At 71.0% G+C, this 20,785-nt stretch carries 20 protein-coding genes; 11 read left to right on the plus strand and 9 right to left on the minus strand.

Annotated elements, in window-relative coordinates:
- Together C4U44_RS19385 and C4U44_RS19390 are read left to right on the plus strand one after the other, a co-directional pair.
- On the plus strand, nucleotides 1–309 hold a 309-nt coding region (locus C4U44_RS19385; RefSeq protein WP_146088294.1), incomplete at its 5' end, for an alpha/beta fold hydrolase.
- 192 nt (nucleotides 310–501) lie between these two features.
- Nucleotides 502–1,272 (plus strand): SDR family oxidoreductase, encoded by a 771-nt coding sequence (locus tag C4U44_RS19390; protein WP_103887124.1) that lies wholly within the window; start codon nucleotides 502–504, stop codon nucleotides 1,270–1,272.
- A gap of 446 nt (nucleotides 1,273–1,718) precedes the next feature.
- Here C4U44_RS19390 and C4U44_RS19395 read toward each other — a convergent pair whose 3' ends face one another.
- Both C4U44_RS19395 and fxsT read right to left on the minus strand, forming a co-directional pair.
- The gene (locus tag C4U44_RS19395) at nucleotides 1,719–2,462 is read right to left on the minus strand and encodes a dienelactone hydrolase family protein (protein WP_103887125.1); all 744 of its coding nucleotides are present in this window, start codon (nucleotides 2,460–2,462) and stop codon (nucleotides 1,719–1,721) included.
- 132 nt (nucleotides 2,463–2,594) lie between these two features.
- On the minus strand, nucleotides 2,595–4,775 hold the full coding sequence (fxsT, locus tag C4U44_RS19400; RefSeq protein ID WP_103887126.1) for an FxSxx-COOH system tetratricopeptide repeat protein: 2,181 nt from the start codon (nucleotides 4,773–4,775) through the stop codon (nucleotides 2,595–2,597).
- 172 nt (nucleotides 4,776–4,947) lie between these two features.
- Between fxsT and C4U44_RS19405 the strand changes: the two genes are divergently transcribed.
- Nucleotides 4,948–5,424, plus strand: a complete 477-nt coding sequence (locus tag C4U44_RS19405; RefSeq protein WP_200823317.1) for an RICIN domain-containing protein — start codon at nucleotides 4,948–4,950, stop codon at nucleotides 5,422–5,424.
- Here the strand turns inward: C4U44_RS19405 and C4U44_RS41145 are convergent.
- Nucleotides 5,334–5,927 (minus strand): hypothetical protein, encoded by a 594-nt coding sequence (locus C4U44_RS41145; RefSeq protein WP_146088295.1) that lies wholly within the window; start codon nucleotides 5,925–5,927, stop codon nucleotides 5,334–5,336. The genes C4U44_RS19405 and C4U44_RS41145 overlap by 91 nt on opposite strands.
- 279 nt (nucleotides 5,928–6,206) lie before the next feature.
- Here C4U44_RS41145 and C4U44_RS19420 point away from each other — a divergent pair, with 279 nt between their 5' ends.
- Nucleotides 6,207–7,625 carry a DEAD/DEAH box helicase gene (locus tag C4U44_RS19420; protein ID WP_103887130.1) on the plus strand — a complete coding sequence of 473 codons (1,419 nt, stop codon included), beginning with the start codon at nucleotides 6,207–6,209 and terminating at the stop codon, nucleotides 7,623–7,625.
- A 40-nt stretch (nucleotides 7,626–7,665) separates the two neighbouring features.
- Complete coding sequence (locus C4U44_RS19425; protein WP_103887131.1) at nucleotides 7,666–8,049, plus strand: thioredoxin family protein; 384 nt, start codon at nucleotides 7,666–7,668, stop codon at nucleotides 8,047–8,049.
- Here the strand turns inward: C4U44_RS19425 and C4U44_RS19430 are convergent.
- From C4U44_RS19430 to C4U44_RS19440, 3 genes are all read right to left on the minus strand, one after another.
- The gene (locus C4U44_RS19430) at nucleotides 8,005–9,015 is read right to left on the minus strand and encodes a Gfo/Idh/MocA family protein (protein ID WP_103887132.1); all 1,011 of its coding nucleotides are present in this window, start codon (nucleotides 9,013–9,015) and stop codon (nucleotides 8,005–8,007) included. The two genes, C4U44_RS19425 and C4U44_RS19430, sit on opposite strands and share 45 nt — an antisense overlap.
- A gap of 13 nt (nucleotides 9,016–9,028) precedes the next feature.
- Nucleotides 9,029–9,793 carry an SMP-30/gluconolactonase/LRE family protein gene (locus tag C4U44_RS19435; RefSeq protein ID WP_200823318.1) on the minus strand — a complete coding sequence of 255 codons (765 nt, stop codon included), beginning with the start codon at nucleotides 9,791–9,793 and terminating at the stop codon, nucleotides 9,029–9,031.
- 163 nt (nucleotides 9,794–9,956) lie between these two features.
- The gene (locus C4U44_RS19440) at nucleotides 9,957–12,395 is read right to left on the minus strand and encodes an RICIN domain-containing protein (RefSeq protein WP_103887133.1); all 2,439 of its coding nucleotides are present in this window, start codon (nucleotides 12,393–12,395) and stop codon (nucleotides 9,957–9,959) included.
- Nucleotides 12,396–12,835: 440 nt separating this feature from the next.
- On the opposite strand from C4U44_RS19440, the gene C4U44_RS19445 reads away from it, so the two are divergent.
- Genes C4U44_RS19445 through C4U44_RS19455 form a run of 3 tightly spaced genes read left to right on the plus strand, consistent with a single transcriptional unit; the run spans nucleotide 12,836 to nucleotide 15,407 of the window.
- Complete coding sequence (locus C4U44_RS19445; RefSeq protein ID WP_103887134.1) at nucleotides 12,836–13,516, plus strand: FadR/GntR family transcriptional regulator; 681 nt, start codon at nucleotides 12,836–12,838, stop codon at nucleotides 13,514–13,516.
- 1 nt (nucleotide 13,517) lies between these two features.
- On the plus strand, nucleotides 13,518–14,330 hold the full coding sequence (locus C4U44_RS19450; protein ID WP_103887135.1) for an SDR family oxidoreductase: 813 nt from the start codon (nucleotides 13,518–13,520) through the stop codon (nucleotides 14,328–14,330).
- 54 nt (nucleotides 14,331–14,384) lie between these two features.
- Nucleotides 14,385–15,407, plus strand: a complete 1,023-nt coding sequence (locus tag C4U44_RS19455) for an alcohol dehydrogenase catalytic domain-containing protein (RefSeq protein ID WP_407642870.1) — start codon at nucleotides 14,385–14,387, stop codon at nucleotides 15,405–15,407.
- A 69-nt stretch (nucleotides 15,408–15,476) separates the two neighbouring features.
- Here C4U44_RS19455 and C4U44_RS19460 read toward each other — a convergent pair whose 3' ends face one another.
- A complete protein-coding gene (locus C4U44_RS19460) occupies nucleotides 15,477–16,472 on the minus strand; it encodes a CU044_5270 family protein (protein ID WP_103887137.1) in 996 nt (331 codons plus the stop codon).
- Nucleotides 16,473–16,474: 2 nt separating this feature from the next.
- Complete coding sequence (locus C4U44_RS19465) at nucleotides 16,475–17,116, minus strand: RNA polymerase sigma factor (RefSeq protein ID WP_200823319.1); 642 nt, start codon at nucleotides 17,114–17,116, stop codon at nucleotides 16,475–16,477.
- Between the two features lie 659 nt (nucleotides 17,117–17,775).
- Here C4U44_RS19465 and C4U44_RS19470 point away from each other — a divergent pair.
- Nucleotides 17,776–18,087 (plus strand): nucleoside/nucleotide kinase family protein, encoded by a 312-nt coding sequence (locus C4U44_RS19470; protein ID WP_146088296.1) that lies wholly within the window; start codon nucleotides 17,776–17,778, stop codon nucleotides 18,085–18,087.
- A gap of 120 nt (nucleotides 18,088–18,207) precedes the next feature.
- Here C4U44_RS19470 and C4U44_RS19475 read toward each other — a convergent pair whose 3' ends face one another.
- A complete protein-coding gene (locus C4U44_RS19475) occupies nucleotides 18,208–18,948 on the minus strand; it encodes a GntR family transcriptional regulator (RefSeq protein ID WP_103887139.1) in 741 nt (246 codons plus the stop codon).
- 159 nt (nucleotides 18,949–19,107) lie between these two features.
- Here C4U44_RS19475 and C4U44_RS19480 point away from each other — a divergent pair, with 159 nt between their 5' ends.
- Both C4U44_RS19480 and C4U44_RS41565 read left to right on the plus strand, forming a co-directional pair.
- A complete protein-coding gene (locus C4U44_RS19480) occupies nucleotides 19,108–20,259 on the plus strand; it encodes a thiolase C-terminal domain-containing protein (RefSeq protein ID WP_200823320.1) in 1,152 nt (383 codons plus the stop codon).
- Entirely contained in the window at nucleotides 20,256–20,672 is a 417-nt protein-coding gene (locus C4U44_RS41565) for a Zn-ribbon domain-containing OB-fold protein (protein WP_160145060.1), read from the plus strand. The genes C4U44_RS19480 and C4U44_RS41565 overlap by 4 nt, the downstream gene beginning before the upstream one ends.
- Nucleotides 20,673–20,785 lie beyond the last annotated feature (113 nt).

Genomic DNA, 20,785 nt, shown 5'->3' on the forward strand with positions numbered 1-20,785 from the left:
GACGGCTACAGCCTCGACAACCACTACCTCGCCCGACCCGGCGCGGACGAGATCCAACTCGACCTCTTCCTCGACTACCAGAACAACATCGCCCTCTACCCCACCTTCCAGGAGTACTTCCGAACCAGCACGCCCCCCCTCCTCGCGATCTGGGGCAGCAACGACCCCTTCTTCCTACCCGCCGGAGCCGAAACCTTCCGGCGCGACATCCCCCACGCCGACATCCGCCTCCTCGACACCGGCCACTTCGCCCTCGAAACCCACCCCGAGGAGATCGCCACCGCGATCCGCGCATTCCTCACCACCTGACCAGGCCCCGGCCGGCGTCCTCACCAACGAGCAGGCCCGCCGGGCAGCGCGCAGACCGCAAAGGGCCGAGTCCGACCGACCCGTCCGACCGACCCTGCCGGCCACTGACGTACGACACAGACGCGCGGGTCCGCGACCGGTCCACCGCGGTTGCGGGCCGAGCTGACCTTCAGAGCAGAAAGGAAGAGTGCAATGCCGAACTCCGTAGCAGTGGTCACCGGCGCCAGCCAGGGTATGGGTCGCTCCACAGCGATCCGGCTGGCACGGGATTTCTCCTCGGTCGTACTTGTCGCACGCAACAAGAGCCGCCTGGAGGACACCGCCGCCGAGGTGCGCCAGGCAGGGGCCGAGCCACTTGTCGTCGACCTGGACCTCTCGGACCGGGCGGCACCGGCAACCGTCGTCGAGCGGACCCTGGGGACGTTCCACCGCATCGACGCTCTGGTCAACATCGCCGGCGCGGTACCGCAGATCGACCTGTTCGAGATGACGGACGAGCAGTGGGACGCGGGCATGGCCCTCAAGCTCCACGGCGCCCGACGCCTGACCATCGCGGCATGGCCCGCGCTGACCGAGGCCAAGGGTTCCGTCGTGCTGATGTCGGGCAACTCCGCGATCTTCCCCAAGGCCCCCTACGCGGCCGTCGGCACGATCAACGCGGCGATCGCGGCCCTCGCCAAGGCGTTCTCGGACCGTGGCATCACCGACGGTGTCCAGGTCAACAGCGTGCTGCCCGGCCCGGTCATGACCGGGCGCCGTCGCTCCTATCTCGAGCACTGGGCACCCCTGCACGACATGACCGTCGAGGAGGCCATCGAGAAGTTCCCGCAGAAGGCCGAGATCGGACGCTTCGGCCAGCCGGAGGAGATCGCCGAACTGATGGCGTTCCTGGTCTCGCCCGCGGCCCGCTGGATGACCGGGTCGACCCTGCGCATGGACGGCGGCGAGGTCAAGTCCGTCTGATCCGCCGTCCCACGGCACCGTGCACAGATGGTTCCCAGGCCTCCGCAACGCCGCCACCGAAAAAGCCCGCGCCGTCCTCGACCGCCACAACGCGGACGCGTGCCCGGTGCGCCGCACCGACCGGTCGGCTGCACGCCGCCGCGTGGTTGCCGGGTCTCAGTGGAGCGAGGGCTTGTCCGACGTCGGTTGGACCCCGAAGCAGCCGTCCAACCAGCTCGGACGGTGCCGAGCTTGTCACCTCATGGCAGCAGCGCCGGCCCAAAACCACGCCCTGCCACCGGGCAACCAGCGCTCCACACTGCCGGCGCCCACCCGCGGGCCCGGGGCGGTTTGCGGGCCGCGTGTCGGTGCGCCACGGCCGGTTGGACGGGCGGATGCCGGTCCGGTTGAGCGCCTCGTTGAACGGGTGGTTGCCGAGCGGCGCGGGTCGCCGTTCGGCAGACGTCTCACGGTTCCTGACCGGACCGCTCCGTCACGGGCAGGCACTCGGCGAGGAGGTCGACGACGTCGCGCCAGGCTCGCTTCGCATGCAGTTCGTGGTAGCCGACACCAGGGACCGTCGGGTGGTCGACCGTCGGGTGGTGGAAAGCGTGCAGGGCGCCGCCGTAGACCACGAGGCGCCAGTCGACGCCCGCTGCCTGCATCTCGGCGGTGAACGCGTCCCGTTGCGCGGGCGGCATGATCGGGTCTTCCGATCCGACCCCGGCCCACACCGGACAGCGGATGCGCGCTGCCTCGCCCGGTCGGCCCGTGGTCACTGCGTTGACGGTCCCGATCGCGCGCAGGTCGGCGCCATCGCGCCCGAGTTCCAGCGCGATCGCGCCCCCGGTGCCGTAGCCGACGGCGGCGATCCGGGCGGGGTCGGTCCGCGGCTCGGCACGCAGCACGTCGAGCGCCGCGTGGCCGATGCCCCGCATCCGGTCGGGGTCCCCGAGCAGCGGCATGCAACGGGCCAGCATCTCCTCGGGGGCGCCCAGATAGCGCCCACCGTGAAGGTCGAAGGCCAGCGCCACGTATCCCCGCTCGGCCAGAGCCTCCGCCCGGCGGCGCTCCACGTCGCTGAGCCCCATGCCCTCTGGTCCGAGCAGCACCGCGGGCCGGCGGTCGACACCCGCCGGGAGCGCGAGATGTCCGACCATCGTCAGGCCGTCGGCCGGGTACTCGACCCTGCGTGTGGTAACCGTCGTCATGAGACTGAACGGTAGTGATCGTCGAGCCCGGTCGGGCAGGTGTTCACCGCCGGCAGAACAGCGCAAGGCGCCGCTCGAAATGCGGAGACAGCTCGCGCAGAGGTCCCTGCACACGGAAGGGACGGCGCGAATTCACTCTCTCGAAACCGTTCCCGCCAGCAGGTCGGCCAGGGCGACGGCGTCGGCGGTCTGGGGGTGGGTCCTGCCCAGCCGCGCGTTCAGGATCTGCGCGCCCCTGCGCGCGAGGCCCGCTGCGGCGGGGTCGTTCAGCGCGTGCAGAGCCCGGGCCTTGAGCAGCAGGGCGTACCCGATGTACAGATGGTCCGGCGCGTAGCTGGCCTCGCGGATGCGCAGCGCCCGGCAGATCAGCGGCACGGCCACGGCATGGTCGTCCAGGGCGAGGTGGACGCCCGCCAGCGCGATCAGGTCGAAGCTGACGTACGGGTCGTCCGGCCCGTACGCCGCCTCGTCGATCCGCAGTGCGCGCTCGGCCAGGAGCACCGCGGCCCGGTGATCGCCGAGAAGGTGCCGGATGCGGGCCAGAGTGGCCAGGTCCGTCGCGATGGCGGGACTGTCCGCCGGCAGGCAGGACTCGTGCAGGCGCAGGGCACGTTCCGCCGTCGGACCCGCCCGCTCCGGAGCGCCGCGGTCCCGGTGGATCTGCGCCAGGGTGATCAGGTCGAAGCCGAGTTCCGCATCCCTGTGTTCGAGCGACTCGTCGATCGCGACGGCACGCTCGCACAGGGACAGCGCCACCGAGTGGTCCCCGATCGACAGGAGGAACTCCGACGCCAGCCTCAGCAGTTCCGCGGTCTCCGCGGCGCATTCGGCCGGCGGTTCGTCCTTGGTCACCACGAGCGCGTGCGGGAGCAGCCGCTGCCATCGCGGCCGCGCGTCCGGGTCACCGTGGACGTCGTGCGGCACCGCCGCGAGCAACGCCCGGCACAGCCGCACCCGGGCGCCGGTGCGTACGTCGGCCGGCATCGCGGCGCGGACGGCTGCCTGCACCAGCCGGTGCAGCAGCAGGGAGGAGGATTCACGCCGGGCGAGCCCCAGACCGGCCAGCGCTCCGACCGTCGTGTCCCACGCCACCGGATCGGCCGCGGCTGCGTTCAGGGGTTCGGTACTTGCGGTGAAGAGGTCCAGCGGGATCGGCTCCGGCGCCAGCAGGGCGCACTGCTCCAGCAGTTGCCTGGCGTGCGGCTGCTCGACCTCCAGCTTGCGCACGCTGAGCTGCCACAGGGTCGCGACCACCACCGCCGGCCGGTCCGCCAGGTCGCCGAGCGCGATCATGTCCTCCAGCCGCGAGGACAGCAGGGCCAGGTAGACCTCGGGTGCGGTGTGGTTGTAGTTCATGTACCCGGCCGCCTGCTCCAGCGCCAGCGGCAGGTCCCCCAACTGCTCGGCGATCCGGTCGGCCACCGCTGTGGTCAGGCCGCGCACCCGCCGGGCCAGCAGTTCCACCGCCTCCCGGCGGGTGAACACCTCCAGGTCGATGACGCCGGCCCTGCTCGACCAGCCACGGCGCCTGGTCGTGACGATGATGTGGCCGCCGCTCCCCAGGTCGCCCGGCGGCAGCGCGTCGAGGAGCGTGCCGGGCCTCTCCCCGTTGTCGAAGATGACCAGCCAGGGCGTGTGGTCCAGTAATCGGCCGTACACCTGCGAGACGACCTGCTCGGAACCCACCTCCGCCAGTCCCAGTTCCCTGGCCAGCGACGCGAACTGCGACGCCACCAGATCGGGATCCTCGGCGTCCACGAACACCACGTACCGGTATTCCGAGCGGTAGAGATAGGCGTACTCCACCGCGAGCTGCGTCTTGCCGACGCCGCCCAGCCCGTGCACGGCCTGCATCCCGCCGTCGTCGCCCGAAGTGAGGCGCTGCCGCAACGCGCGCAGTGCGGCGTCGCGACCGGTGAAGTGGGTGTTGCGCGGTGGCAGCCGGTACGTCGCCGGGCGGGATCGCGAGCCTCCGGGACGTGCCGCCGGAACGCGGACATCCCTGAACGCGGCCTCCAGCAGGTCGGTGAGGGTGGCGTGGTCGCCGCGCAGCCGCGCGATCTCCTCCTGGGGCGAGAGGTCGATCCGGGCGGCGTTCGCGGCGCGCACGCAGGCGGTCGCGTAGGCCGCGACCCGCTCCCACGGGGGCGGCTTGGTGAACTTGCCGGCGAGCAGGTCCGACAGCGACGACCGGGAGAGGACCTTCTTCTCGTCGTAGGCCAGCAGTTGCGCCTGGGTGGGCGACCCCGAGGAGGTGCGCAGGCGCTGCAACCGGTTGACGAACCAGCTCTGCGGTGAGTCCGTTCCGCCCATGTACGCCGCTCTCCCCCGTCTCGCCGTCCGGAATCGTCCGGACATCGGAGTCCAGAAATGTAGCTCATCCGGCGGCGGGGTCCGGCGGATCCGGATTCCACCGGGAACGCCCTGCCCGGGCTGTGCCGCGCCTCACTGTGGGCGGCGGCAATCCGAACGAAAGGGGATCGACATGGAACTCAAGGGAAGCCTCATCCGACTCGCCGGTGCGGGTGCGGCGCTCGCGGTCGGCTCGACGGTGATGCTCGGCGCGGCGACCTCGGCGCAGGCGGCGGTGACGAACTACCAGGTGATCAACGGCAACAGCAGCAACGCCTGTCTCCAGGTCACCGCCAAAACAGGGCAGCAGGGCATCGTCGTCCTCGGCACCTGCGACCGCAGCGCGAAGCAGGTGTGGCAGATCGCAGGCGGTGTCTTCCGCAACCCGGCGACGAACGAGTGCCTCGACGGGAACGGCGCGGAGGTCTACACCCTCCCGTGTGACAGTACCGACTCCTACCAGCGGTGGACGACCACGTCCGGCAGTCCGAAGTCGATCCGTCACGACGTGAGCGGCCACTACCTGAACGGAAGCGGAGTGGTCGGATCCCAGGTCAACTTCCAGCCCACCATCGGGACGGCGTCCCGCTGGGTGATCGACCAGGTGTGACGCGTCGGCAGACCCCGTGAGTCCGGCGGCCCGCCCCTCCGGCGGCCCGCCGTCCCCGGGGGTCCAGGGACTGTCCCCACCTCACCGACCTCCGGAACACCCGGCTGCGCCTGAGGCGCGCAGTCGGGTGTTCCGGAGGGCGAGGCGGCTCGAGGGAGGGACGGTGGTCTGAATCCGGAGGTCCCCGGGCCCCGGTTCATCGTGCAGCCGCCCGGGTTGTGGAGGGCCGACGAGGCCGTGCCGCTGGCGGAGGTGTTGCTGACCGTCATGCTCCCGGGGACGTCGTCGATGTCGAAGCCGGAGGTGCCGGGGCCGGTGATGGTGTCGTGGTCGAGGGTCGGACCGCTGATCTGGTGGGCGTGGCCGAGCAGGACCGTCTGGTAGGAGGTGTCCTTGATGGTGTTGCCGGTGACGTTCACCGGCTGGGTGATGTCGCCCTTGGCGTCGGCGAAGATCCGCAGGGCGCCGATGCACGAACCCGAACTGGTGGTACGAGACTCCACCGCACCCGCCCACCTCGGCGGCCGGCTCGCACAACCGGGACTGCGAGCGGTGGCCGCGGACCGACCCCGCCCGCCGGACGGCAGCAGCCCTCCGCTCACCTCATGCACTCACCTCATGGCAGCGGCGCCGGCCCGGACCCTGGCCGGCCAGGTCACGGGGCGGCCGGGGCGGGGCCCGCGCTGATAATGTCGAGGCATGCTCGGAGACGGTCCGGGCCCGTGCCGGACAGGCAGGGAGCCGGAATCCTTTCAAGGGCGCCGAACCGAGGAAGGACCCCCATGAACGCGCAGCAGCCGGCCTCCGGCCGCTCCGGACCGGGCAGGTCCGATCGGGCAAGGGCGCCGCGGGGGGATCTCTCGGTGCCGGGGACGGTGGCGCCCGGCCTGCCGCCGGCCGGGTCCTTCGCGGAGCTGGACCTGCCGGCCGGGCTGACGGAGGCGCTGGCGGCACACGGCGTGCGGGAGCCCTTCCCGATCCAGGCGGCGGCCCTGCCGAGCGCGCTGGCCGGCCGGGACATCCTCGGCCGCGCGCGGACCGGCTCGGGAAAGACCCTCGCCTTCGGGCTCGCGCTGCTCGCGCGCACCGAGGGCCGGCGCGCCGAACCCAAGCGTCCCCTCGCGCTGGTCCTCGTACCGACGAGGGAACTCGCCCAACAGGTGAGCGAGGCACTGGCCCCCTACGCGCAGGCACTCGGGCTGCGCTCGGTGACGGTGGTCGGCGGGCTGTCGATCAGCCGCCAGGCAGCAGCGCTTCACGCGGGTGCCGAGGTCGTGGTGGCGACGCCGGGACGGCTGGCCGACCTCGTCACCCGGCGAAGCTGCCACCTGGACCGGGTACGGATCGTCGTGCTGGACGAGGCGGACCAGATGTGCGACTTGGGTTTCCTGCCGCAGGTCTCGGAGATCCTGGACCAGGTCCCGTCGGGCGGGCAGCGGATGCTGTTCTCCGCAACCCTCGACCGCAACGTCGACCACCTGGTCGGGAACTACCTGAGCGATCCGGTTCTGGCCTCCCTCGACCCGCCGCGGGGCTCGGTCACCACGATGGAACACCACGTCCTGAACGTCCACCCCGCCGACAAGTACGCGACGGCCACCGAGATCGCCGCCCGGGACGGGCGGGTCCTGATGTTCCTGGACACCAAACACGCGGTGGACCAGTTCACCCGCCATCTGCGGGGCAGCGGCGTTTCCGCGGGTGCCCTGCACAGCGGGAAGTCGCAGCCGCAGCGCACGCACACGCTGGCCCGGTTCAAGGACGGCGGGATCACGGTACTGGTGGCCACCGACGTCGCCGCTCGCGGCATCCACGTCGAGGACCTGGACCTCGTCGTCAACGTGGACCCGCCCACCGACGGCAAGGACTACCTCCACCGCAGCGGGCGCACCGCACGTGCCGGGGAATCCGGCAGCGTGGTCACCCTGGTCACACCCGGCCAACGCCGCGACGTGAACCGGATCATGTCCGACGCCGGGATCCGCCCCACGGTCACCCAGGTGCACTCCGGCGAGGACGCCTTGACCCGCATCACCGGCGCGAAACGGCCACCGGTCCAGGACCGGGCGAAGTCCGGCACCACGGCGTTCCGGGGCCTCGGCACCCGTTCCGGCCGTCCCCCGAAGGAATCCCGCAAAGCAGCGGAAGCACGCATGATGGCCGAAGCCCGCAAAGCCGCCCAGGTACGCAGGACACGGTGACGGGCGGCACCGCCAGGACGAGCCGGTGACGGGAGTACCGATGGCAAGCAGAGTCCACCAACCGCAGGAGGACGCCGAGTTCGAGTTCATCCTGGCCAGGGCGAACGTCCCGGTACTCGCCTACTTCCACGGGGTCTGGCCCAAGGCAGCAGCGGCCTGCAAAGCCATGGACCCGCTGGTGAACGAGGTGGCCGACACCTACCAGGGCCGGCTGATCGTCCTCCGGTCCGACATCGCAAGGTGCCCGGGCCCCGTTCGGCGGTACGGCGTCACCGGCGCGCCCTCGCTCGTACTGATCGATCGGGGCGAGGCAACAGCGGCCGCGAGCGGTCCGATGTCCAGGGCCGCCCTGGTGGAGTTCCTCGGCGACATGGCTCGGTCACCGGCGACCGACGGGGATGAAGGCGCCGTCGTGGTCGAGTGACTCGGCGGCAGCGGCGACCACCGCAAGGTCCTCCAGCCCTTCAGCTCCGGGAACGCGACTCCCGGTGCCGTTCCGGACGGCGTCGATCCAGTCCTCGACGATCAGCCGGTGGCTGTCGTAGTAGTTCTCGGCGCCCTGGCGGTCGGTGCCGCCAGGTGTCCAGGTGACGCAGCCGCCGGTGTGCCCTTCGTAGTCGACGACCACGTCGAGCCGGCCGCCCTCGGCGATGACGCTCGCCTCGGCCTGGTCCCAAGGACCGGGGCTGTGCCAGGTGATGAGGGACTGCGCGACCAGGCCGCTGTCCAGGCGCAGCGTCAGGGTGACGGTGTCGAGCGATCCGGCCGCGGACACCGCGGTCACGGGTCCGCCGAGCTGCCGGATCAGGCTCACCTGGTGGGTTCCCTGGTCGAGGAGGATCCCGCCGGCCGGACCGTCGCTCTTCCGCCAGCCGTCGCGCACCCACACCCCGTCGATCCGGTACGCGCGGGTGCCCTGGATGGCCAGGGCGCGTCCGAGGCGTCCCTCCGCGAGCAGTCGGCGGGCGTCGCGGACCGCCTTCAGGTGGGGGTAGTTCTCGGCGACGGCCAGCACCACGCCGGCGCTCTTGGCCGCGTCGACCATCGACGCGGCGTCGGCGACGGTGGTGGCGATCGGCTTCTCGATCAGCACGTGCCGGCCGTGCCCGATGGCTTCCCGTGCGAGAGCGGCGTGCAGATGGTGCGGCACCCGGATGTCGACAGCGTCGATGTCCTCCTGGGCAAGCGCGTCGGCCAGCGTCCGGTGGTTGCGCGCTCCGGTGTACCGGGCCGCGGCGGCGGCGCGTGCGTCGTCGGGGTCGACCACGGCGACGAGTTCCACCGGGCCGCCGCGAACAGCGGCGGGGTAGACGTCGCGTGCCACGATCTCCCCCATCGCTCCGCAGCCGACCAGCGCGACCCGGGTGGGCGTCGGGGACGATCCGTTCATGGTGTGCCTCCGTTCATGGTGTGACGGTGGGTGCCACGCCGCCGGGTGTGCGGGTGTACAGGTCGGCGGGCAGGCCAGGGACGTCGACCTCGGCGGCGAACAGCCGGCCCGCGTCCGGCTCGCGGGCGCTCTGCTCGGGCGTGTAGTCCTCCTGCGACGTGGTGATGAACAGTGTCCGCAGCTCCGGCCCGCCGAAGCAGCAACTGCTGACCTGCCGTGCGGGCAGGGTGATCCGCGCGACGACCTCGCCCGCCGGGGTGAAGCGCAGCACGCTGCCCGCTCCCCACATCGCGATCCACAGGCAGCCCTCCCGGTCGGCGGTCATACCGTCCGGCGAACCGAGCCCCGGCGCGATGGCGAAGGCGGTCTCACGTGAGGTGATCGCGCCGTTCCCGGCGACGCCGAGCCGGTCGACCCGCTGGGTGGGCGTATCGATGTAGAGGAACTCGTCCGGGCCGGTCCAGGCCATTCCGTTGGAGATGGTGACCTCGCCGAGCATGGGCCTGCTGGTGTCACCGGCCAGCAGATGCAGGGTGCCGGCGCCGCGGGTGCGGTCGTGGGCCATGCTGCCGGCCCAGAACCGCCCCCGCGGATCGCACGTGCCGTCGTTCATCCGCGTGACGGGACGGCGCCCGCGTTCGGGCTCGGCCAGCACCTGGAAGGTCCCGTCGGCGTGCAGGCGGGAGAAGCCGAACTCGGAGGCGACGACCCACCCTTGGCCTGCGTCGGCGCACGGGACCACCGCGCCGACCGCCTGGCCGGCGCGGTAGGTGTGCACACACCGAGGGTGCGGGTGCCGGCATTCCACCGCGCCCGGTGGACGAGTCCTTGGTAGATGTCGACCCACAGCAGCTCGGCGCGGGTGTGGTCCCACACCGGGCCCTCCGCGTGGTGGGCCCGGTGCAGCGTGCAGGGCGCGGCCGGGTACGCGCGCACGCTGCCTACCGCCCGCCGGCAGCCGGGGTGCCGCCGTTGAGCTGGAGCGAGGTGTACGAGTAGGCCGGGAATACGTAGGTGAACGTGTGCCCGCCCGGATCGGGCGTCAGCGAGGAGGTGACGGGCGCGACGTTGAGCGGGTTGGTCGAGGTGTTCGTGGCGTTGGGGCGGGCGCTGAGAGTGGTCACCGTGGCGTCACCGGCCGCGGTGAAGGCGTCGAGAGTGGCGGTGTACTCCAGGGGCTGCGCGGAGGAGTTCACCACGTCGATCGACAGGCTCCTGCGGTCGTCGCTGATCATGGAGGTGGCGTCGAAGACGCTGTCGTCGGTGCCGGTGAGCTCGGTGCGCACCGCGTTCGGCCGGTAGGAGGAGGCCTTCATCCGGTCGACGTAGTACGGCGGCTGCCCCCAGACCTGGCTCTGGGTCATGAAGACCAGGCCCTGGTCCCAGCCGTTGTCGTTCTGCCCCTCGACCTGCAGGGCGTTGGCGGACGAGACGACGTCGACATCCGGCCGTTGCTGCAGGGCGTTGATCGCGTAGGCGTTGGCGAGGGCTCTGGCCTGGTCGTGGCTGTCGGCGTTGAGTTCGAAGACGACGACCTTGTACCTGGCGCCGGGTGCGAGGCGCCCGAGCCAGTAGGCGTAGCTGTCCAGCGCCTTGATCTGGCCGAGGACTCCGTCGGTCTGCCCCGTCCACAGGTGGATGTCGAAGTCGGCCTCGGCGCCGTACTGCTTGGCCAGTTCGAGGATCTTCTGATGTGCGGCCAGCGTGTTCACCTTGCCGCCGCCGGTGACGTGGAACGGGTCGGTGATGACGTCGGAGTAGGTGAAGTCGCCCACCACCAGCTTGATCGAGGGGTCGCGGGACCAGATGACGTCCGCGAGGGCCTTGAACTTGTTCCAGTACGTCTCGTCGACCGCGTCCTCATTGCCGAGCTCGAAGCGCTTGGCCGTGTAGGGCGCGGGGTGGCCGTCCGCGGCGCGCTGGGCGCCCCACCGGGTACTCGTCGGGCCGTACAGGTAGTCCATGAGGTCGGCGATGTCGGAGGGGCTTTCGTCGATGTTCAGCGAGGGCACGGCCTGGATGCCCATCGCCTCGCCGAGCTGAAGGAAGTCGAAGATCCCCCAGCCGTTGGACTCGTACGGGTACCAGAATCCCTTGGTGACCGGCCGGTTCACCGGATCGCCGGTCATCGTCTTCCACTTGTAGTCCGGGACGTCGCCGCAGCCGCTGTTGGCGCAGCCCCCGAACCGGATCGCCTTCAGCCCTTGCGCGACCATCGCGTCGGCAACGTCCTTGCGCACGTGCAGTCCCTTGTAGCGGCCCCACGCCCCGGGCTCGACGAAGGCGTATCCCGCGTCGACAGTGGCGGGTGCGGTCAGCTCGATGGCGAACCGGGCATGGGCGTCGGCGTTGCTCGGCTTGAGCGAGAAGGAGTAGGTCTTCCATCCGGTGCCGCTGGTGGTGACGGTGGTGTGGGCGTACACCTTGGAGCCGTCGGCGTTCTGGAAGCTCAACCGGACCCGCTGGGGCGTCTGTGCGCGCAGTGTGACCTTCCCGTCGTAGGGCCGGCCGGCAACGACGGACAGGCCCTGGCGGTTCAGGCCGCGGTTCTCCACTCCGACGCTCCCGGAGCCTGAGGTGAACTGCAGGCGCTGGCTCTGGGAGCCCTTGAACGGGTCCGCGAGCGCGTACGTCGCCCGTGCGGAGCCGGTGGTGAACGAGCGCCACATGCCGCTGACTCCGGGGTCGGCGGCCGGTTCCTGGAACGCCTCGCCATAGATCATCTGGCTGTAGATGCCGCCGTAGATCTCGTGGTTGACGTCCTCCATGCCGGTGGCGACGGTGGTCTTCGGCACCTTGTTGACGACGTCGCCGGTGTGCACGGTGATGTCGCGGGTGAGGGTCGTGGGGACCAGTTTCCAGGTCTGCCCGGCCCGTCCGTCGACCTGGTCCCACAGCTGGGTGGCCGTGCCGGCCGTGGTGGCGCCGTCGTCGGTGGACAGCAGCCGGTCGCCTGTGCCCTGGTTGGCGAGGGTGACGGTGCTGTCCGGACTGTCGGTGATCTTCCAGTGCTGGTCGGGGAAGGTGGTCAGGTAGTCCCACAGATGGACGACGGCGCCGTTGCCGGAGCCACCGTTCACGGTCGACAGGGCCTTGCCGGTGCCGTCGTTGACGATCTCGGAGTATCCGTCGCCGGCGTCGGCGATCCGCCAGAGCTGGTCGGGGTTGTCGGCGTAGGCGTCCACGGTCATGGGCGGGTCGTCACCGGAGCGCATCGCGCCGAGCACGTTGCCACTGCCGGCCTCGACGATCCGGTAGGTCTGGCCGGTGTCCGCGGCGGGCGCGGCGACATGGTCGGTGGCGTGGGCGGTCGCAGGTGCCACTGCCGTGCCGACGAGCAGCATGAGCAGGGCTGCGAGCTTGGTCGGTGTGCGGGTCATCGCTGTTTCCTTTCTCCCGGGCGTGCGCGGAGCCGGTCGGTGACGACGGCGACCGTCAGGACCGGACCGAGGACAATCCGCTGGTAGCAAGGGGAAACCTGCATGATCACCGGTCCGTTGGTGATGCAGGCCAGAAGGGTGGCGCCGAAGGCGACACCCAGGACGCGCCGTAGACCCGCACCCCGTCGCGGACCTGGCCCCAGGAGCTCGTGCACCGGGGCGTCACGAGGAACGTCTCCACCGCGGTGATCTGCACGATCCCTCCCGCCAGTTGAAATATAGTCTGTATAATCAGACTATTGGCGGGAGTTGGTCAAGACTCCTGCACGCCCGGAGTAGCGTCGTCGTCCGTGATCGAGTCCCATATCCACCTGTAGGAGCTGCAGTTGTCGAGCTTCGGATCACCAGGAGCCAGGCCGAACGGCCTGCACGCACAGCTGATGGACGCCCTTGGCCGACGGATCGCCCAGGGCGACCTGCCGGTGGGCAGCGTCATCTCCCCCGAGCAGATCGGCGCCGAGTACGAGGTCTCGCGCTCGGTGGTCCGCGAGGCATTGCGCGCGCTGGAGATCCTCGGCATGATCCGGCCCCGTCACAAGGCGGGCACGACGATCCAGCCGCAGGCGACGTGGGCGCTGCTCAATCCCCAGGTCATCGCCTGGCGTGCCGACGGCCCGGACGCGGACGCCCAACTCGGGGAGCTGATGGCGCTGCGCGAGGCAGTGGAGCCGGCCGCGGTGAAGATCACCGCGGTGCACGGCGAAGCCGCACTCGTGACCGGGCTCCACCAGCATCTGGACTGGATGCGGGAGGCCTACGGCCGGCGCAACCGCGCGACGTTCGTCGAGGCGGACACCGCCTTCCATCGCACGATGCTGGAGGGCGCCGCCAATACCGTTTTCAGCCAGCTCGTGCAGACCCTCCTGGCCACCCTGCACGCCCGGTACTCCGACCGGCGCCAGCTGTTCACCAGCGACACCGCAGCCTCGCTGGACCGCCACGAACGCGTCATTCAGGCCATCGCCGCCCGAGACCCGGAGGCCGCCGCGGCCGCCGCGCTGACGCTGGTGCGCGCGACGGGTGTCGAAGTGCTGGGAACCACACCCTCTCCGGAGCAGTGACGTGCCTCTCGCCACCCACGCCGGCCTTCCGGCGTTCGATCTGACCGGCAGGCTCGCCCTGATCACCGGTTCCGGGCGCGGCATCGGCTACGCCATCGCACGTGGCTACGCCCTGGCCGGGGCCCGAGTCGTTCTCAACGGCCGCGATGCCACGCGAGTCGCAGCGAGCGCCGAGGCGCTGCGCGGCGAACTGCTGTCTCACGATCCCCGCCGGTCACCGCTGGAGGTGCAGTTCAGCGTCTTCGACGTCACCGACACCGCGGCTGCCGAAGAAGCGTGCCAGACACTCATGGCTGCCCACGGCTGCCCTGACGTCCTGGTCAACAACGCCGGGATCCAGATTCGCGGTTCACTCACCGAGATGCCGACCGAGGACTGGAAGCGCGTGATCGACGTGCATCTCACCGGCGCCTTCACCGTCGGCCGTGCTCTCGCCCGGCGGATGCTGCCGCGCGGCAGCGGGAAGATCATCAACATATGCTCGGTGCAGAGCCACCTCGTGCGTCCCACGACCGCGCCGTACGCGGCGGCCAAGAGCGGACTGGTCGGGCTGACCCGGGCAATGTGCGCCGAGTGGGCGCCCTCGGGTCTGCAGGTCAACGGGCTTGCGCCCGGCTATCTCGACACGGAGTTGAACGCGTCGCTGGTCGCCGATCCCGAGTTCAGCGGATGGATCACCAGCCGCACCCCGGCCCGACGCTGGGGCCGGGTCGAGGACGTGGTCGGCCCGGCGATCTGGTTGGCATCGTCCGCGTCGGACTTCGTCAACGGTCAAGTGATCTACGTCGACGGCGGCATGACGGCGGTGATCTGAATGGAAGTCAGGGCTCTGCTCGTCTCCCCCCCGACGGCTTCCGGCCCCCTTCCCCTGACAGCCGGTGCCAGGCTCGCGGCCGTTCCTGGACGGGACGAAGCCGTCGTGGCTGTCGCCTACGGCGGTATCTGCGGCTCCGACCTGCATTACTGGAAGGAGGGGCGGATCGGCGAGTCCGTACTGCGCTCCCCCATGGTGCTCGGGCACGAGGTCGTCGGGATCGTCGCCGAACCGGCCGCGAACGGGTCGGGGCCGGCCCTGGGCAGCCGCGTCGCCGTGCATCCGGCCCGGGTCTGTGGGGCATGCGGCTTGTGCCGGCGCGGCGCCGAGCACCTGTGCGCGGACCTCCGGTACCTGGGCAGCGCGGCCCGGATACCGCATACCGACGGCGGATTCGCCGAACGCCTGGTCCTGCCCGCTCGCCGGCTCGTCCCGGTCCCCGACGCACTCGACATGAAGACCGCCGCCCTGGCCGAACCGGCCTCGGTCGCGCTCCACGGCCTTGACCGTGTACGAGAGTTGAACCGCTCGGTCGAGGGCAGCGATGTCCTGGTCATCGGCTCCGGTCCCATCGGCCTGCTCAGCGTCGCCATGGCCTGCGCGCTGGGCGCCGCGACCATCACGGCGACCGACGTCTTCGACCATCCGCTGCGGTTGGCCGTACGGATCGGGGCCACGCACGTGGTGCGGGTCGACGCCGAGGCCCCGGTCCCGGTACCGGTCCCGTCGGCCGACATCGCGATCGAGTCCTCGGGCACCCCGCAGGGACTGGCCACCGCCCTGCGATCACTGCGCTCGGGCGGTGTGCTCGTCAACGTGGGACACCTTCCTCCCATCGGCGTCACCGCCCCGCTGCACCTGGTCGTCCCCCGGGAACTGACTCTGATGGGCTCCAGCCGCTTCTACCACGAGATGCCCGCGGCCCTGGAGATCATGGGACGCAACATCGAGCGGTTCGCGCCCATCGTCACCTCCGTCTTCCCGCTGGACGACGCGGAGTCGGCCTTCCACGAGGCGGCAGCCGCCGAACGCTCGAGCAAGGTCCTGCTCTCCTTCCCCGCCGCCGCGACCTCGTGAAATCGGCCCCACTGGCGCCAGACGCCAAGGCGCCACGGGCCGAGCGACATACGGGTGGAGCCATCCTGGTCAGGGTCGCTGGCCGATGCGATCGACCACGCCCACCTTCTCCAGGGCCGTCACCCCGGTGTACCCGTCGACCTGCCGCCATTTGCCCTTGATGCGTTTCAGCTCGCCGCTCGTCTCGCGCAGGCCCAGGTAGTCGTAGGTCGAGCGGTCGAAGACGAGGCCGAAGGACAGGTCGGGGTACGCCACCCCGATCCCGTGCCGGCCGAGAGCGTCCACCTGGTCGTGATCCAGCTTGATCCGGTGCAGCTTCGCGAGCACTTCGAAGAGGGCGGCCTGCAGCCCGGGCGGCATGACGCGCGGCCCCTTCAACATGAGGCACGCCTCCATGTACACCTGGGAGTCAGGGTCGGGAGCGGGGTCGGTCGAGTCCTTCGGATCAGCCCAGACGCCCTTGCTCCCGCCCCCGAGCAACCTGTACAGCGTGTCCGGGTCCGTCGGCCACTTCTTCAACTGCGCGTATTCGGTGGGCAGCGACGGCACCTCGTGCTTGCCCGTAGGGGGGTCGTCGTGGACTTTGCCGAGTTCCTCCCGCCGGGAGGGCTTGGAGCCGTCCACCGACAGCCAGCTCTCGTCGGTCCAGGTCCTGGTCCTCCCGCCGTTCACGAGCGTGTGCGTGGTGAAGGTCTTGGTGTAGAAGTACTGGTCGTTGCGCGGGATCGGCAGCTGCCCGCCGCTGGAGCGCGTCCTGTCAGCGGCCTTGTGCAGCACCTCGGCCACGGTGACGGCTGGTATCGACCCGGAGTGGGCGCCACCCGGCCGGGAGGGGGCGGAGCCGCCGCGGGTCGAGGCGACGACGGCCGATCCGCCCACCCCTGCGGCGACGGTCGCGGCCGCCACGAGGCGGAACACCTTGCGCCGGGGCAACTGCACGGAGACGCCGCGGCGGCTCTCGTCGGCGATGGCACGGTGCAGCCGGTGACGAGCGGCGGAGCGGGCGTCGTGGCTCAACGGGGGCGTGTCGGCGGCGAGTTCGCGCACGGAATCGAGGTTGTCCATGATCAGGCTCCTTCTTCTTGGAGGATGGTGGGATCCGATCCGCCGAGCGCGTCGCGCAGTCTGCCGCGGGCCCGGTTCAGCCGCGAGCGCACGGTGCCCACCGGTATGCCCAGGGCCTCGGCGGCCTCCGCGTAGTTGAGGTCCCCCCAGGCGACGACCAGCAGTACGTCCCGGTAGCGGGCCGGCAGCTTCGCCAGGGCTCCCGCCAGCGCGCCGCGCACGCTCTCGGCCGAGACGCGGGCGGCCACCTGCTCGGCCATCGGTTCGTCGCCGCCGCTCCAGCCGTCGGGCGCGGTCGCGGCCGCCCGCGACAGGGCCCGCAGCCGGCGCGCCTCGGCCCGCCGGTGGTCGTGGACGAGATTCGTGGCGATCCCGTACAGCCACGGGCGCGCCTGCGGTCGCGACACGTCGTACCGGCGCCGCCGCTGGAAGGCGACCACGAACGCCTCGGCCATCAGGTCGTCCGCGACCTCCGCCCCGACCCGTCGCGCCGCATACCGGTGGATGTCCTCGGCGTAGCGGTCGAAGAGCTCGGCGAACGCCTCGGGCTCGTCCAACGATCTCTCGATGATCGACGCGTCGGATTCGGACGGTTCGTCCGGACCCGGGGCATGGCGGACACCGGTCTCCGGCGCCGCCGTCACTGGCCATCTCGCACTGAACTCATGGATTTCCTTCGGAGCGTCGGACACGGTCACCTACTGTCCGCCGATGCCCGCGTTCGGGTTCCGGGCCGAGGGATGAAGCCGGCACTCCGCGCACCAGGATCCGTGAATAGCCGTGACCCGTCGGGGCAGTGAACGTGAGGGCACCGCGAACAACCGGTCGGCTCCGCGTCAGCTTTTGGGGTATCCGCGGTGTCGGCGGCGCTCCTTCGAGCGGGACCGGCCTCCGTCCTCGGGGCCCGCCACCTGTCCGGACTCCAGTACCCCGCCGGACACCGGCGAACGCACGGAGGTTCTCCACCGTCTGGCCCGGCTGATCCGCGAGATCGAACGGCCGCATCCCCGTCGCGTCGGTGTGGACGGATTCTCCGCGTCCGGCAGATCGACGTTGGCCGGGGAACTGGCCGCCGCGGTAACGGATTGCGGGCGGAGCTGCCTTCGGGGCCGAACCGGACGACTTCAAGTGGACCCGGGCCGAGCGGCCTCCGGGCCCGGCCGGCTTCTACCGCGGCGCGTTCGATCCCGACGCGATCCGCGCTCTCCTGCTGTCGCCCCCTGGACCGGGCGGAGTTCGACGGATCCGCGTGAGGTTCTTCGACCAACGGAACCAGAATCCGTTCCCGGACGAGGTGCGGTCCGTGTCCGACGACGCGGTCGTGATCGCCGACGGCGCCTGTCCGCTCCGCCCGGAACTTCGCGATTTCTTTGACTTCCGCATCTTCGTCGACATCGATTTCGACCTGGTGCCGGCCAGGGGCGCCGGGCGTGACGCCGCCTGGAGGGAATCCGAGCAGGCGACTGCAGAGCACTACTGCGATTACTACATCCCCGCCGAGCGGATCTACGACACCGAGGCCGATCCTCGATCCCCCGCCGATGTCATCGTGGACAACCGGAATCCCGCACACCCGGTGCTTCGCCAGGGCCGAACGCGTCGAGCCGCCACGTAAGGCGCTCGGGAAGGCGAACACCACGGGCATTCCGCCATGGTCGGGCTCCTTCGCGCACCCCTCGCCAATGCCCGCCAACCTCTTCGCAGGGAAGCCGATGCCCGCGCGCGCACGAAGTGCCTAGGGAACTTCGGGCGGGACGGACTCGGACATGCGGGCGAGGCCGATCCGGGCGGCGTTGCGGATGTGGGTGGCGCTGGCCTCGGCGGCGGCGTCCGCGTCGCGGGCCTCGATCGCGCAGAGCAGCGTGTGGATCTCGGCCAGGCTCTGCCGCACCCGGCCGGGCACGGAGAAGGAGGTCTGCCGCAGCAGCCGGACCCTGCTCTGCAGGCCGGTGAGGGTCCAGGTCAGCACGGGGCTGGCGGCGCCCTCCAGCAGGGCCTCGTAGAAGGCGTCCTTGGCGCGCAGCGGGCCGAGGGTGTCCTCGGTGGGCGCGGACGCGGTGGCCAGCTCGTCGTAGACCTGGCGCAGGTGGCGCACCTGGCCGTCGGTGGCACGCTCGGTGAACCGCCGGGCGGCGAGCATCTCCAGGACGCCGCGCAGTTCGTAGATGTCGGCGGCCTCGCTCACCGTCAGGACCGTGACGATCGCGCCGCGCTGCGGGACGGAGGTCACCAGGCCCTCGGACTCCAGGCGGACCACGGCCTCGCGGACCGTGGCCCTGGACACCCCGAGCCGTTCCATGAGTTCGCGTTCGATCAGCCGCTGGCCGGGGCGCAGCTTCAGGTCGAGGATCTCCCGCCGCAGGATGTCGAGTACCTGGTTGCGCAGCGGCGTGGAGACCCGGCCGATCGCCGCGGGCCGCCAGCCTTGGGCCGCGGCTTCTGCCGCCGCTTCGGTGTGCGCTTCGTCCGGTGTCATCCGATGCCCCCCGTGGCCTGTTGTGCGGGGACGGCGCCGGCCGCCGGGCCGTGACCTGCGGCGGTGCCATCGATGGATTCCCGTTCGGGCATGGTGCCCGTGGGGTCCTTGCAGATATTATCGTCTGACAGTCGGACGAACTGACAGAGGGAGTTGGGTGTGGGTTCAGGAATCGGGCCGCCCCCCGGAGTCGCGGTCATCGGCGCGGGAGCCACGGAACAAGGGGAGATTCCTGGTGAATCACCCGAAATCATCGCAGTCCGGGCCGCGGTGGCCGCGCTGGAGGACGCCGGGATCGACAAGTCGGCCGTGGACGGCCTGATCACCTGCAAGGCGCCGCTCACCGACCACGGCACCGACGAGAGCATGGGGCCCCTGCTCGGCATCAACCCCGACTACAGCACCACCCTCGACTACGGCATGGCCGGCTTCTCGCTGCACCTCGCCGCGATGGCGATCCGGGCCGGCCTGGCGAGCACGGTGCTGCTCACCTACGGCACCAACGCCCGCAGCGCGCGGATCGGCTTCAGCCGCCCGATCGGCGGCTCGGCGGAGTGGGCGGCCCTCAACGGCTTCCTGCACGTGGCGGGCCCGGCCGCGATGGCGGCCCGGCGCCACATGCATCTGTACGGCACGACCGAGGAGCAGTTGGGCTGGGTCAGCGTCGCGCAGCGGGAATGGGCGGCGCTCAACCCGCGCGCGGTCTTCCGCTCCCCCATGGGCATCGGCGACTACCTCGCGCAGCCCTACGTGGTGGAGCCGCTGCGGCGGGCCGACCTGACCGTCATCTCCGACGGCGGCGCGGCCTTCGTGGTCACCTCCTCCGAGCGGGCGGTCGATCTGCACGCCGCACCGGTGCACCTGCTGGGCATGGCGCAGCGCTCGGCGATCCGCAACGAGCAGAACGACGACAAGCTGATGCGCCCGTGGCTGGGCGACATCGCCGAGCAGGTGTACCGCAACTCCGGCCTCGGGCCCGGCGACATGGACCTGGCGTACCTGCAGGACGGCACCTCGGTGTGGGTGCTGCAGATGCTGGAGTACTACGGGTTCTGCGGCATCGGCGAGGCCGGTCCGTTCCTGGCCGAGGGCCACACCCGGCCGGGCGGGCGGCTGCCGGTCAACACCCACGGCGGGCAGCTCTCCGAGAGCTACACCCACAACTGGATGCACCTGTACGAGGCGGTGGCCCAACTGCGGGGCGAGGCCGGGGACCGGCAGGTCCCGGGGGCGGAGATCGCCCTGCACGCCCAGACGCACGACTTCTGGAAGGGCGCCGCCACCATCCTGTCCACCCGGAGTGCGCTGTGAACACGATCGCCAAGCCCCTGCCCGACCTGTCCGACCCGGTGACCGCGCCGTTCTGGGCGGCCACCCGCGAGGGTCGGCTCACCGTCCCGCGCTGCACCTTCTGCGGCTACCGGCTGTGGCCGCCGGAGGCGGTGTGCCCGGAGTGCCAGCACGCGGAGTTCGCCTGGGAGGAGGTCGAGCCGGCCGGCACCCTGTGGAGCCACGCCACCTACCACCGCGCCCTCGACCCGGCCTTCGCCGACGAACTGCCCTACGTGGTCGGCCTGGTGGAGTTGACCTGCGGGCTGAAGATGTACGGCATCATGCGCGGAGACCTCACCGGCATGGCGATCGGCCGCGCGGTCACGGCGGTGTTCGAGCCGGTGAACGACGAGGTGACCTTCGTCCGCTGGGCGCTGGCCACCGGCGGGTGAACCCGGGAGGTGACCCCCGGCAGGTGCCGCCCGGCGGGTGAGACGGCGAAGCGGCGGCCCGGCAGATGCCGGGCCGCCGCTCTCCCCCGGAGGGGCCCACGGCGCGTGACGTG

This window comes from Actinacidiphila yanglinensis (assembly GCF_900107965.1).
Lineage (GTDB): Bacteria > Actinomycetota > Actinomycetes > Streptomycetales > Streptomycetaceae > Actinacidiphila > Actinacidiphila yanglinensis.

Bases quoted from the DNA above. Each gene is read 5' to 3' on its own strand.
- C4U44_RS19475 (WP_103887139.1), bottom strand. From the start codon at position 18,948: ATGACACCGGACGAAGCGCACACCGAAGCGGCGGCAGAAGCCGCGGCC.
- C4U44_RS19425 (WP_103887131.1), top strand. From the start codon at position 7,666: ATGGCAAGCAGAGTCCACCAACCGCAGGAGGACGCCGAGTTCGAGTTC.
- fxsT (WP_103887126.1), bottom strand. From the start codon at position 4,775: ATGGGCGGAACGGACTCACCGCAGAGCTGGTTCGTCAACCGGTTGCAG.
- C4U44_RS19390 (WP_103887124.1), top strand. From the start codon at position 502: ATGCCGAACTCCGTAGCAGTGGTCACCGGCGCCAGCCAGGGTATGGGT.
- C4U44_RS19430 (WP_103887132.1), bottom strand. From the start codon at position 9,015: ATGAACGGATCGTCCCCGACGCCCACCCGGGTCGCGCTGGTCGGCTGC.
- C4U44_RS19405 (WP_200823317.1), top strand. From the start codon at position 4,948: ATGGAACTCAAGGGAAGCCTCATCCGACTCGCCGGTGCGGGTGCGGCG.
- C4U44_RS19440 (WP_103887133.1), bottom strand. From the start codon at position 12,395: ATGACCCGCACACCGACCAAGCTCGCAGCCCTGCTCATGCTGCTCGTC.
- C4U44_RS19460 (WP_103887137.1), bottom strand. From the start codon at position 16,472: ATGGACAACCTCGATTCCGTGCGCGAACTCGCCGCCGACACGCCCCCG.
- C4U44_RS19395 (WP_103887125.1), bottom strand. From the start codon at position 2,462: ATGACGACGGTTACCACACGCAGGGTCGAGTACCCGGCCGACGGCCTG.
- C4U44_RS19445 (WP_103887134.1), top strand. From the start codon at position 12,836: ATGGACGCCCTTGGCCGACGGATCGCCCAGGGCGACCTGCCGGTGGGC.
- C4U44_RS19420 (WP_103887130.1), top strand. From the start codon at position 6,207: ATGAACGCGCAGCAGCCGGCCTCCGGCCGCTCCGGACCGGGCAGGTCC.